Genomic DNA, 12,261 nt, shown 5'->3' with positions numbered 1-12,261 from the left:
AATAATCCCGGTTAGCAGTCGGTCAGCACCTCGGCTTTACCATTGACGCCAGTGGACTCCGGCCGTTTGGTCTGGCTAAAGTTTTCAGTGGTAGACAGTTGCGTTTTCAGCGCGACAACCCCTTGCTTGCTTTGGTCGATGTCTTGTTTCAACTCCACCACGTGGTCAGAGAGCTTTTTCTCAATGGCCGTAAAGCGGGCTTCAATGGTTTCGCTATGCCCCTGCACATGCTCCGCTACTGCGTTAACTGCCTCATGCACATCATTAAAGCGGGCGTCGTCTGTTGCCTGTTTGCGACTGAATACTGACTTCACCATGTTGAGCAACGTAACACCCGGCTCGGCCACGTCTTCAAATTCCAGTTGCACTTCAACCGCCGCAGAAAACAGGTTATCCGGGTGAGACTTACGGGAGGCCAGTGGGTTGTGCGTGGCTTTGACGCTGAATTCTAAAATTTCCGTGCCAAGGCTATTAGGGTCATCGGTCACGGCCAGACCGACCAGATAGGCTTTACCGCTGTTGGCAAAGTTCGGGCTAATTTCCATCGAGGTATAAACTTTTTGGCGGCTTTTATTCAGTAGCACCAGTTCATCTGTTGGGTTGATTTGGGCGAACAGTGCGCGCTTACCGTTAAGCGCTGAATCATCGTCAATGGTTTCCGCTTTCAGACCAACGACATCGCCATAACGGCGGAATGAACTGTCAGGTGACACACTTCTTATGTGTTCCAGATTGATGCGGCAACCGTAGACACGCGGGTCAAAGGTTTCGGCCATCTGGTTAATATCATCAACGTCAATCACTCGCCCGTCGCAGGTATCACCCTCAACGCCGATACGAAACCATTTTGATACTTTCTTAGCCATGAGCGGCTCCATTTAATGTGGGTTGTTTGGTACGGGGCTTAGTTTCCAGACTGAGAGGGGCGGCAACAACGAAAGCCCGTTGTGACGGGGCTGGCACAACAGCGAGGACGCGCAGAGGGTCGGGCTGGTCGCGTAGCCTAATGGCATGAATACGACATCGAGCACCATTATCAGCGACCCACGGCGACAGGCGGCCTTGCTTTACTGGCAGGGCTTTTCTGTGCGCCAGATTGCGGACACGCTGGCCCTGAAATCGCCGACTGTGCAGAGCTGGAAGAAGCGCGACGGGTGGGACGCCATTGCACCCATTTCCCGTGTGGAAACCAGCATGGAAGCGCGGTTAATTCAGCTCATCATGAAAGACGCCAAAGAGGGGCGGGACTTTAAAGAGATTGACCTGTTAGGCCGCCAGATTGAACGGTTGGCGCGGGTGAACCGCTACAGCCAGACCGGCAGCGAAGCCGACTTAAACCCAAATGTGGCGAACCGCAACAAAGGGGAACGCAAGACCCCGGATAAAAACCTGTTCGGTGAATCCGCCGTTGAAAAGCTGGAATCCATTTTTCACGAAAATATCTTTGATTATCAGCGCAACTGGTTTGAGGCCGGACTCACTCACCGTATCCGCAACATTCTAAAATCACGCCAGATTGGGGCGACATTCTTCTTTGCCCGTGAAGCGCTGTTGGATGCCATCACCACCGGACGTAACCAAATATTCCTGTCAGCCAGTAAGGCACAGGCGCATGTGTTCAAAAGCTACATTATTGACTTTGCCCGCATGGTTGACGTTGACCTGAAAGGCGACCCGATGGTGTTACCCAACGGCGCGCGCCTGTTCTTCCTCGGCACTAACGTGCGCACCGCGCAGAGCTACACCGGCAATCTGTATCTTGACGAATATTTCTGGATACCCAAGTTTCAGGAATTACGCAAAGTCGCCAGCGGCATGTCACTACACAAAAAATGGCGTACCACCTATTTCTCCACGCCGTCGAGTCTGGCCCACAGCGCCTATCCGTTCTGGTCTGGCGAATTATTCAATAAAGGCCGGCGCAATAAATCCGACCATATTCAACTGGATTTAAGCCACAGCCATTTGGCCCGTGGTTCGTTGTGCGCTGATGGTCAGTGGCGGCAGATTGTGACGGTGGAAGATGCACTGGCGGGCGGTTGTAACCTGTTTGACCTCAACCAGCTCTCACTGGAATACAGTCCGGCCGAATATCAAAACCTGTTGATGTGCGAATTTGTCGACGATCAAGCGTCAGTGTTCCCGTTCGCCGAGTTGCAGGCTTGCATGGTTGACAGTCTGGAAGAGTGGGAAGACTACAACCCGTATTCGTTGCGGCCGTTTGGTTATCGTCCGGTGTGGATTGGTTACGACCCATCCGAGGCCAACGGCGGTGACAGTGCCGGGTGCGCGGTGATTGCACCGCCATTGGTGCCGGGCGGCAAGTTCCGAGTATTGGAGCGCCACCAGTGGAAAGGGATGGATTTTGAAGCGCAGGCCAAACATATCGAAGAGCTGACGCATAAGTATTGCGTGGAATATATCGGTATCGATGCCACTACCGTCGGCCAAGGCGTTTTCCAATTAGTGCGTCAGTTCTTCCCGGCAGCAAGGGAAATCAAATACACCCCTGAAATCAAAACCGCCATGGTGCTAAAAGCCAAGCACACCATTAATAACGGCCGTCTGGAATATGACACTGGCCACACCGATATCACCCAGTCATTTATGGCCATTCGCAAAACCATGACTGCTAGCGGCAAGAGTTCGACTTATGTTGCCAGCCGCAGCGAAGAAGCCAGTCACGCCGATGTGGCGTGGGCGATTATGCACGCCCTGTTAAATGAACCCCTTACCGCGACATATGGCGGTCATAGCCCTAATTTCTTGGAGTTTTACGGATGAAATCAATGACTTTTACTGCTGGTCAAGTTGACGGCCTGCGCGAACACTTCGAAAACTCAGCCTTTGACTATCAAAAGACGTGGTATCGGGTGGGGCTGACCAGCGTAGCCCGAAATATCACCAAATCTCGCCAAATTGGGGCCGACTGGCTTTTCGCTTTTGAAGCGTTACTGGATGCCCTAGCCACTGGCCGCAATCAGCATTTTTTAACCTGCTCCAGAAATAGCGCTCTGACGACCCGCGCCTTTATTGCGGAGTTTTGCCGGGTAGTCGGGGTAAACGTGAACCCATTATCGCTGAATAATATGTTGTTAGGTAATGGCGCACTTATCGCCTTTCACGGTGAAAACAGCCACGCAGCCGCTCATGCCGGGAACGTATACCTGGGTGAATATGCATGGGCCAAAAACCCGCGTTCAATACTGCAAATGGCTAAGGGGATAGCGATGCACAAAAATCATCGTTTAACGCTCTATACCACACCCTCCCGCTCACATACTGCGTTCAAGATTTGGAATGGTTCACTACACCGCCCACGAAAAGCAGTACCGGTGATACACACAGATAACGGCGTTTTTTGTGCTGATGGTGTATTTCGTCAATCGGTCACGGCTGATGATGCCATTCAACAAGGCTGCACGTTATGGGAAAAAGACTGGAAGAAAGATTGGCTGGAAAAACACATGACGGTGGATGATTTTAAACTCTTATATTTGTGCGACTGGTCACAAGCGGCAAACAATGCAGGGGAAGTGAAATGAGTAAGCGCAAGGGCCGCAAGGCATTAAGCCGACCTGTAACCAATCACACCGCCAGCCAACAGCAGCCGGTGGAGGCGTTCACCTTTGGCGAACCCTCCGCCGTGCTCGACAAGCGGGAAATACTGGATTACATCGAATGCACCAGTAACGGTAAATGGTATGACCCGCCTATCAGCTTTGACGGACTGGCGCGCAGCTTTCGGGCGGCGGTGCATCATAGTTCACCGCTGTATGTGAAACGCAACATACTGGCAAGCACATTTACCCCTCACGCAATGCTCAGTCAGCAGGCATTTAGCCGCTATGCGCTGGATTATCTGGTGTTCGGCAATGCGTTTTTAGAGGTGCGCCGTAACCAACTGGGCGCACCACTGCGCCTCGACCCCAGCCCGGCCAAGTACACCCGCCGTGGATTAGAAAAAGATTGCTATTGGTTTGTCCAGAACTGGAAAGATGAACACCTGTTCGCCGCCGGGAGCATTTTCCACCTGATAGAACCGGATATCAATCAGGAGCTTTACGGTTTACCGGAATACCTCAGCGGTTTAAATTCGGCATGGCTCAATGAAGCCGCCACGCTGTTTCGCCGCAAGTATTATCAGAACGGCGCACACGCGGGATACATCCTGTATATGACTGATGCGGCGCAAAGTAGCAGCGATATTGAGGCAATGCGTAAAGCGATGCGTGACACCAAAGGGCTAGGCAACTTCCGCAACCTGTTTATGTATGCCCCTAATGGCAAAAAAGACGGTATCCAGATTTTACCGTTGAGCGAAGTCGCCACCAAAGATGACTTTTTTAATATCAAGAATGCCACCCGCGACGACCTGCTTAGTGTGCACCGGGTGCCACCGCAGATGATGGGGATTATTCCCAACAATACCGGCGGTTTCGGTGACGTGGCGAAAGCCTCACAAGTGTTTGTTCGTAACGAGTTAACGCCATTGCAAGAACGACTGAAAGAGGTGAATAACTGGATAGGGGAAGAGGTGATCCGGTTCAAGCCTTATGAACTGATAAGCGAGGATTAATATGGGACGTAAAGCGCCAACACCACCGCCATACAAACCCGGTGATACAGTGAAGAGGCCCGCGCCACCGCCTCAACCACCAAGGAAATGTGTGTGCTCAGGTTGTTATTGTCAGCGAATGGATCTAGGTGGATATCAGCCTCATAGTTGCAGTGTCGATATAGTTGCAGCACCGTCGGATGATTGAAGCACCACACCACAGCCGCCGAACCGGGCGGCTTTTTCATGCCCGAAAAGTAGCAATTCCAACACCTCGCGCCATACACTATCAGACGCCCGCCACGCCCTCGCACCCTATGAACACGCATTGATTCCCAACCCAACCGAACGCAGCACCACGGCCCGCCCAAGATCTATAAATAAGGGTATCAAAACCCTTTGCGCGCAATGCTATCCCCGCCACGCCTGCGCGCTTTGTAGGTCGCTTTTCATGCACTTGCATGATCCATCGAGATCCGCGTCGGGGCTGGCGCTAACAGGGGAAATAGGGGAGGGGATCATCATGCGGAATCATGCACTATATGCATGCATGGCCCAAATCACGATGGGAGGCCATACACGCATTGTCTTATAAGAAATTTATCAGTGCGATTTTTTACCGTCGGCGTTATAGAAAATCTCATCATAATTTTGGCTCGTGACTATCTGGCTGGTCAGGTCTGATATCAACGACATAGCGACAAGAAATTCACTATTACTGCATTGTGCAACTTGCGAAACTTCAGCAATAAACTTAATTCTTGAAAGCGTTAGTTCTCTTTTATCAACGGGTTCCATGCAGGCTCCTTATTATACTGTATTTATATACAGTATTAAGTAAAAGGTTATACAGGTCAATACTGTAAACGGCTGTTTAGCTAAATCAGAGGTTTGTGACGCGCTATATGCTGTAAAAATAATCCGATGTGACGCGTCACAATGGTTTAATTGCACTAATTAATAGGCTATTCACGCCTTGGGTTTGCCAGCAAGCCGCTTCACCCCGCAAACAACACCCATTTGGATCACCCGGCAATGTGTCGCCACATCTACCACAACGCTGTTTACCCAGTTCATCCAGTTGCTCTTTTAGTCGCTGGTTGTCTTGGCGAATAAGTAGCGCGATATATTCCGGTAAATCATAGGCAGGTCGGAACAAACGCCGGGCGGCCATGCCCTCTGCCAACATGGCGAACTCTTCCGGTTCAAGCCGGGCGCGAATTTCATTGATACCGGCGGATTTATCACGCTGGCGCTGTGCCTGCTTACGGGTAGTTGCAGCGGTTTTAGTCATGAGCTTTCTCTCAGGTAGATTAATCATCGAATTCCGGCCAGTCGGACAGGGCCGGATACTGAATAACATCACCGCCAAACGACATTTGGGCCCCACGGGCTAACGATTCCAGTTCCCAGCGTTGAGCGCTGATATCTTTCAGCAGTAAATCATTGCGGATTTGGGGGATGCGCTGGCGTTCTTCACGGGTCAAACGGGCTGACGGGGCAATAAGTCGGCCTTTGGTTGGGTTAAAACTACGTTGCGCCTTACTAATCGTTGGCTGTTTCTCTTTAACACGGGCCACAATCGCCCTCACGGCGGCAGTGTCCGACCAGTCAATAACGGCGTCCGGTGGGTATTCCATCGCTACCACAGGCGTTTTAGCCTGCCCGTTGGGGTCATTTGGCGCTTGTGTGTTTCCACCTAACCCACAGTTATTGACAGGACTCCGAGGCGCGCCAGAGGCGCTTTTCAAAGTCAAAAGCTCAACGTCAACGGCACCAGCAACGATGCGCCATTGGGTTGTGCGGGTTTCATGAATATGGTCAGCGCCCAAATGCGGCGCGTAGATACCGACGACTTTTTGTACTTCTTCATCGTAGGCGTTGAGTTCATCGGCGACGCGCTTGGCTAAACGAACAGTCTGGTTGCCGCAATTAGTGCCACCTTGCGCGGCGATGTAGGCAGCAAAATCACCCTCGTCAGCCGCATGGCGCACGGCTTCCACGGTTTCGTCGAAAGTCTCAGCCAGACTGATAAAACGGATGCGACGACATTCGCGATAAGCGCCCATAGAAGGAATGCCAATCGGGCGAAACTGAGGGATGCGCCACGTTGCCGCCCACGCCGTCACTGCCGCAGCGGAGTCAGTCAACAGCTCGCCGGTTTCATGATCACGCTCACCCTCAAGCGCATAGCCATCGATATTCTTGGCAATGTATTTAGCAATGTAGCCAGCGGCCCCGCCTTTGTTCAGGTGCTTGCACTCAAAGCGGTATTTAGCGGCCCCGCGCTCGTCACTGTCTTCTTTCAATGCATAGCGGCGCATGATGTCGATAATCTGTTGGCGCTGCCTGCGCTCACAAAACAGCATCATGTGCCAGTGCGGGGTGCCGTCATGGTGCGGCTCAACCACCCGCATTCCGTAGACGCTCAACTTATTGTCTTTAAAGGCGGTGCGCATTTTGCTCCAAATGTTGCAGAGATAGCGCTGGCCGTCTTTAGGTGAGTAGGCTTCATCGTCCCACTTATGGTTAAGCTGGACTTTCTCGTTATCCCCTTTACCGATAACGCGGGTCGGGTGATATTTTGACGGGGTGGTGACGGTCAGGAACATGCCGACGTGCTTCTGTGAAGCTGCATATTTTTCGATACCGGCGATGGTGCTCATTAGCTCCATACGGCGAATTTCTGGATTAGAAATACTCGCCATGACTTTATCAATCAGGTCGATGCGCTCACCGGTTTCAATATTTTCTAACTGGCAGCTTTTGAGATATTCCAGATTAGACTGGCGGCGGGCGAAAACTTCACGGATAGCCTGCTTGCTAGCATAAGAAGATGCTGAAACATCCCGGCTAACATTACCGACAGCAATCAATAACGCTTCCCGCCAGCGGGTACGCTGCGCTTTGAGTTTGCGCTCCCACCATTCAGGATTAACCAGTCGTGACAAGCTGGCGATAGCAGAGGCGATATCTAACCGGCCTTTCAGGTATTTTCGCCAGTGCATCGGCGTGATATTGAAAGCGCGCGCCATTCTTGCAAGCTCACCGTAAATGCGAGCCTGCGTTGCATCTTGAAGCAAAACAGCCCTATCCCCCTGATTGGCCGCAATACTGTCATCACAATACTGGTTATGGATCACCATTAGCTCATCAGCTATTTGACGAGCTAAACGGCGCAACTGTTTGTCATGCATACCCGGTAGGCCCGCGTAAGTCTCGGCTTCAATTGAGAACCAACGCCAAGCATGAGCATTCATGGCATTTTTTTTATTAACAACCTGAATACGCGGCCAGATACGCTGGTCAAAGACAAACACCAGCCATTTGTTAACGTCGTTTAGCCCTTTATTGGTTAACAGGTATTCATAACGAGAAATAAACTGGTTACGCAGAAAATGAGGGAGTTTATTTATATTGGCTAAAACAGCTTGCCCCTGAATCAGTTGTTCACGGGTAAGCGGTCTTTGGATGCCGGGCAAGGTTTCGCGCGGTTTGCTGCCGGGGTAGGTATAGTTAGAAACGGCAGCGCCGCTGCCCGGATAAGGCAACGGCGGGGTTGGGGTAATACGACCACGCATATTATTAATACTGGTCATAAGACTGAGTGATTATGTGCTCAGCGATTTGGTTAAGTAGTTCAGCAGCTTCTATGCCGTTCAGTTCACGATTCAAAATTTGATTTGCGATTTCTTCCAAACGAGATGAGACAAGTGCCGCCTGATTTTTTCGTTCATCAATCCGAGCCTCATTTAGTAATAACTCCAGTGAGTTCATAGCCACAGGTGAGCGATCATATCTGATTAATTCCGCTTGTTGCTTTGTATTCTTCATCGGTAATTCCTGTTTTTAGGCAATACGAAACCCGGCGAGTGAAACGCCATATATCTCGATTTTAGTTAATTAATAATATTTAAAGTGCAGTCATCATTACTGACAAATGACGGTAATGAACGAGTAAACTCAATTAAGTAATTCAATGTTTCAACAACCGACTCTCTTTCTGTCGGACTTAATTCCGAAAACTGCATATTTACATGGCGATTTTTTAACCCGGCATGAAAACAGATTGTTTTACGTAAATGTGCAGGTGACTTATCAAAAGCCTCTTGAGCAATATTCTTTCTATTACGTAAATATTTTTCTTTAATTTCAGCAATGCGAGCAATGCCCGTCATTCTTAATTTTTCAGCTTCTGTTAATTGCAGCATATAACCTCCAATCAACGCCCGAATAGACGGCGTAATATTGGCGTCTTCTTTGCAGAAGACAGTTCTTGTAAAAGCGCTTTTTGATTACTTCCCGGCTTCCAGCGCTGGCCGTTTTTCAACTCCAGCAGACCGTTACCGAAATGGCGCAGGTTTACCGGGCTTTGCTGCTTTAACAGTGGAGCAATAGAAATAATCATAAAAACACCTCAACTCAAACCGGCGACAGCACTCAAGCCGCTAATAACATCAACGGTTGAAGCCAGCGCGGGGGTTGACTGAATGCGCGCCTGCACTGTCAGGCCAATCAGTGACAGATGGCGAATTGCAGTATTGACGCTATCCAGCAGAGCAGATTTGCTGAATGCTGTTTTGTGATTACCTTGCACCGCAGCGGCAGCAATAGAACCCACGGCGGCAGTAGCATGTAGCGCATAAGTTGGGATATTGCTGGTGCAGGCTTCATTGACTGGCACAGATGGCATGCAATTGATTTGCGACAGCAGACCGTCCAATAATGTTGGATCTTCGGTTAGGTCGGTGATGCGTAGCAGTTCGTCAACGGTTAAACGATGCGGCTGGTCAGGATTCAATTTATTGCGCAGAACCTGCGCCGCAATCCCTGCGTTTGCTGCCAGCTCGACTAGGTTGTGTTTTAACGCAAACTGGCGACAGACGTTATCAAAGTGCGGATGTTTGGACACTGAAAAATCAAACATGGCTTACTTCCTCACATATGCCGACAATTAGTTGGCAAATTTGAATGTCGAACATTACTGGTTTGCCGCTTCTTTAGTGAGAGCGATCATATTTACGAGAACCTTTTCCATTTTGCGAACTTTCTGGCGGATAGGAAGGCGACCATCTTTCACCATGCCACGGCAGGTTTCATAAGGGATTCCGCTCAATTTTGAGAACTCAGTGAGTGACAAATAGGGCGACGTAACTGTTATTGCAAGGTTCTGATTCATAGGGCATCCTGTTTGATGGTGGTTAATATAGGTGTTGGTGGGTATTTGCCATCAATTCACGAATTAAACTATGCATATGTGAGTATGTAAAGGGGTTTTTGCGAGCGTGGATGATAAAAAACTAAGCGGCGGGATTGCAGCAGTAGAAAGAATGATGCAAGCCTATGGTTTTAAAGTACAAAGAGAATTAGCAGCTTATCTAGGTGCAGGAACGGGAACAATCAGCACTTGGATCAAACGTGATTATTTTCCGGGCAAAGAGATTGTGCTCTGTGCTTTAGAAACAGGCGTATCATTACAGTGGCTTGCAACTGGCGAGGGTGAACCTCAAGAACCGGTTAAACCGGTCGCACATGAAACCGCAAAATCTATTGCTCATAAAAGCCTTGAAGATGGTTTGCTGATAGATGTATCCCCTATATTACTAGATTCAGAGTTACTTCCCGTTCAGATTATTGAACCTGAATTAATTTCGTTCCCTAATGAGAAACGCTATTTTCTGGTCGAACGCCAATTTAAAAATGTTGCTGACGGTCTTTGGTTGATTGAAAAAGCAGGTGTAACCTCAATTAGCAATATTGCTCGTTTACCGGGTGATGTATGGCGAATCAATGATGTAAATTGGCCGGTTAGTGAGGTTAATATACTGGCGAAAGTTGTCGGTGAGATTAAAGGGTATTAATGTTCTGGTATTAGTGAGAATGAAGTTGAAGAATAATATTGTTATTTTATGAGACAAACTAAAATAGGTAATTAACTGTGGATATAATAAAAATTCAAGACCAAATAGATAGGAATAGAAAGACAGTCTCATTTGATAGCTATGATATAACTATCAAACAAGTTTATGATATGTTAGCCGAAGGTATTATCGATATATCACCAGAATATCAAAGGCATTTTATTTGGGATGAAACGAGACAATCACAACTTATTGAGTCAATTTTTCTCGGCATACCTGTTCCAAGTTTATACATGGCAACAAACAGAGATTCATCTTGGGACGTTGTTGATGGGGTTCAACGCCTATCGACTATTATCAACTTCATTGGAAGCGAAACTGAACCTGCTTTAGAGGGGCATTATAATCAATTGACATTAGAAGGATTGGAAAAGTTAGATTCAATGAATGGACTTACTTTTGATAGAATGCCAAAGCAACTGCAGATTATGTTTCTAACTAGGTCAATAAAATTGACAGTATTAAATGATCGTAGTGATTTTTCTGTCAGATATGATCTCTTTGAAAGGTTAAATACTGGAGGGGTTATACTACACCCGCAAGAAATTAGAAACTGTGTGTATACAGGGGAATTTAATGATTTCATAAAAAAATGTGCAGAAAATGTTAACTTTAAGGCAGTAGTTAAGTTGACTGAAAATGCTAAAAAGACAGGGAATCTTGAAGAGCTTGTTCTTAAGTTTTTTGCATATTATGAAAATTCGATTGAATTCACTCATAGTGTTAAAGGTTTTTTAAATGACTATATGGAGAATAAAACTACATCGTTTAAAAATAAAAAAAACCTTGAAAGTATCTTTACTGAAACCTTTGAGTTTTTGAATGATAGTCTCCCTAATGGCATCGTTCGAGGTAATAGAGTAAACATCACGCCAATAGTTCTTTATGAGGCTATTTCTGTCGGGACAGCAATGGCATTAAAAATTAAGAATAAAAACGATTTGAGTAAAGAAACATTGATTGAATTACTTAATAGTTCTGAATTGAAAAAATATACAACGGGAGCAACTAACTCTCGTAAGGCACTTACAGCTAGAAATGAAATAGTTAAAAGTGAGCTAATAAAATGATTTTTACGCCGCTGAGAGATTCTGCTCGAGTTAGATTTAATGATGTTATGATTTATATCAACTATGTTGAATCTCTGGAGCCAACTGTCAATGGCGCGGATAATAATGTAATACAAGAGACCCCTCCACAAGTAAAAATGTTTAGAGGACTTTTTTATGTGCATATTTATTCTTATGTTGAGAAGACAGTGAATGATTTACTTATCAGAACAATTGCATCTATAAAAGAAAAAAATATATGTAATAAGCATTTCATTACTCAATTTAACTCGATATCACTCCACTCAAAAATGCAGTCCTTTAAACAATCCAAAAATACGCTTTACTTAAGCAAAGCGTGCGATGTCTTTAGTGGAATTGAGGGGGAGTCAGTATGTACAGTAGCAGAAACTGTATTTTCTGAGTTTTTACAAAACATATGGTATAAAACTATTGTTGAAGTTTTAGCTGCATTCGGTATTACAAATTTCACAAGAACACCAATAGAAAGAGCGACGGTTGATGAAGTGGTTAATAAAAGAAATGCAGTTGCACATGGTAGGCTTTCAGCTGTAGAAGTAGGAGAAGCACACAACTGTTCTATCCTCAGGGATAAAATGAATATTATCGATAATCTGGTAAGCGAACTAATTGATACATTTGAGTCGTATGTAATGGACCTGCAATGTGTGAAAGCTGAATTTAGGGCTTTATATATAGTATAAATTATTTT

Annotated in this window: 16 protein-coding genes; 6 read left to right on the top strand and 10 right to left on the bottom strand. The window is 47.1% G+C overall.

Annotated elements, in window-relative coordinates:
• Positions 1-11 precede the first annotated feature (11 nt).
• Positions 12-866, bottom strand: a complete 855-nt coding sequence (locus tag D5F51_RS10295) for a GPO family capsid scaffolding protein (protein ID WP_129196576.1) — start codon at positions 864-866, stop codon at positions 12-14.
• Positions 867-1,011: 145 nt separating this feature from the next.
• Between D5F51_RS10295 and D5F51_RS10290 the strand changes: the two genes are divergently transcribed.
• The 3 genes from D5F51_RS10290 to D5F51_RS10280 are packed head-to-tail and all read left to right on the top strand — an operon-like array spanning position 1,012 to position 4,579.
• On the top strand, positions 1,012-2,784 hold the full coding sequence (locus D5F51_RS10290; RefSeq protein ID WP_129196574.1) for a terminase ATPase subunit family protein: 1,773 nt from the start codon (positions 1,012-1,014) through the stop codon (positions 2,782-2,784).
• On the top strand, positions 2,781-3,545 hold the full coding sequence (locus D5F51_RS10285; RefSeq protein WP_129196572.1) for a terminase large subunit domain-containing protein: 765 nt from the start codon (positions 2,781-2,783) through the stop codon (positions 3,543-3,545). The genes D5F51_RS10290 and D5F51_RS10285 overlap by 4 nt, the downstream gene beginning before the upstream one ends.
• Positions 3,542-4,579: a phage portal protein gene (locus tag D5F51_RS10280; protein ID WP_129196570.1), complete on the top strand. Its 1,038-nt coding sequence runs from the start codon at positions 3,542-3,544 to the stop codon at positions 4,577-4,579. The genes D5F51_RS10285 and D5F51_RS10280 overlap by 4 nt, the downstream gene beginning before the upstream one ends.
• Here the strand turns inward: D5F51_RS10280 and D5F51_RS22440 are convergent.
• The 9 genes from D5F51_RS22440 to D5F51_RS10240 all read right to left on the bottom strand — a co-directional run bounded on the left by D5F51_RS22440 (position 4,576) and on the right by D5F51_RS10240 (position 9,737).
• Complete coding sequence (locus tag D5F51_RS22440) at positions 4,576-4,806, bottom strand: hypothetical protein (RefSeq protein WP_145507698.1); 231 nt, start codon at positions 4,804-4,806, stop codon at positions 4,576-4,578. The two genes, D5F51_RS10280 and D5F51_RS22440, sit on opposite strands and share 4 nt — an antisense overlap.
• A 355-nt stretch (positions 4,807-5,161) precedes the next feature.
• Positions 5,162-5,356 (bottom strand): hypothetical protein, encoded by a 195-nt coding sequence (locus D5F51_RS10275; protein WP_129196568.1) that lies wholly within the window; start codon positions 5,354-5,356, stop codon positions 5,162-5,164.
• Between the two features lie 136 nt (positions 5,357-5,492).
• Entirely contained in the window at positions 5,493-5,852 is a 360-nt protein-coding gene (locus D5F51_RS10270) for a hypothetical protein (RefSeq protein WP_129196566.1), read from the bottom strand.
• A 19-nt stretch (positions 5,853-5,871) separates the two neighbouring features.
• Positions 5,872-8,157 (bottom strand): replication endonuclease, encoded by a 2,286-nt coding sequence (locus D5F51_RS10265; protein WP_129196564.1) that lies wholly within the window; start codon positions 8,155-8,157, stop codon positions 5,872-5,874.
• Positions 8,144-8,335 carry a DUF2732 family protein gene (locus D5F51_RS10260; protein ID WP_391592405.1) on the bottom strand — a complete coding sequence of 64 codons (192 nt, stop codon included), beginning with the start codon at positions 8,333-8,335 and terminating at the stop codon, positions 8,144-8,146. The genes D5F51_RS10265 and D5F51_RS10260 overlap by 14 nt, the downstream gene beginning before the upstream one ends.
• Positions 8,336-8,457: 122 nt before the next feature.
• Positions 8,458-8,769 carry a hypothetical protein gene (locus D5F51_RS10255; RefSeq protein WP_129196560.1) on the bottom strand — a complete coding sequence of 104 codons (312 nt, stop codon included), beginning with the start codon at positions 8,767-8,769 and terminating at the stop codon, positions 8,458-8,460.
• 11 nt (positions 8,770-8,780) lie between these two features.
• On the bottom strand, positions 8,781-8,966 hold the full coding sequence (locus D5F51_RS10250) for a phage filamentation protein Fil family protein (RefSeq protein WP_129196558.1): 186 nt from the start codon (positions 8,964-8,966) through the stop codon (positions 8,781-8,783).
• Between the two features lie 9 nt (positions 8,967-8,975).
• Complete coding sequence (locus D5F51_RS10245) at positions 8,976-9,485, bottom strand: phage regulatory CII family protein (protein WP_129196556.1); 510 nt, start codon at positions 9,483-9,485, stop codon at positions 8,976-8,978.
• A gap of 54 nt (positions 9,486-9,539) precedes the next feature.
• A complete protein-coding gene (locus tag D5F51_RS10240) occupies positions 9,540-9,737 on the bottom strand; it encodes a hypothetical protein (RefSeq protein WP_014609005.1) in 198 nt (65 codons plus the stop codon).
• A 106-nt stretch (positions 9,738-9,843) separates the two neighbouring features.
• On the opposite strand from D5F51_RS10240, the gene D5F51_RS10235 reads away from it, so the two are divergent.
• From D5F51_RS10235 to D5F51_RS10225, 3 genes are all read left to right on the top strand, one after another.
• A complete protein-coding gene (locus tag D5F51_RS10235) occupies positions 9,844-10,419 on the top strand; it encodes a phage repressor protein CI (RefSeq protein WP_129196554.1) in 576 nt (191 codons plus the stop codon).
• 77 nt (positions 10,420-10,496) lie between these two features.
• A complete protein-coding gene (locus tag D5F51_RS10230) occupies positions 10,497-11,549 on the top strand; it encodes a DUF262 domain-containing protein (RefSeq protein ID WP_129196552.1) in 1,053 nt (350 codons plus the stop codon).
• Positions 11,546-12,253, top strand: a complete 708-nt coding sequence (locus tag D5F51_RS10225) for an MAE_28990/MAE_18760 family HEPN-like nuclease (protein ID WP_129196550.1) — start codon at positions 11,546-11,548, stop codon at positions 12,251-12,253. The genes D5F51_RS10230 and D5F51_RS10225 overlap by 4 nt, the downstream gene beginning before the upstream one ends.
• Positions 12,254-12,261 lie beyond the last annotated feature (8 nt).

Origin of the sequence: Yersinia hibernica (assembly GCF_004124235.1) — a bacterium.
Taxonomy (GTDB): Bacteria; Pseudomonadota; Gammaproteobacteria; order Enterobacterales; family Enterobacteriaceae; genus Yersinia; species Yersinia hibernica.
This window is presented reverse-complemented; position numbering and strand designations above follow the sequence as displayed.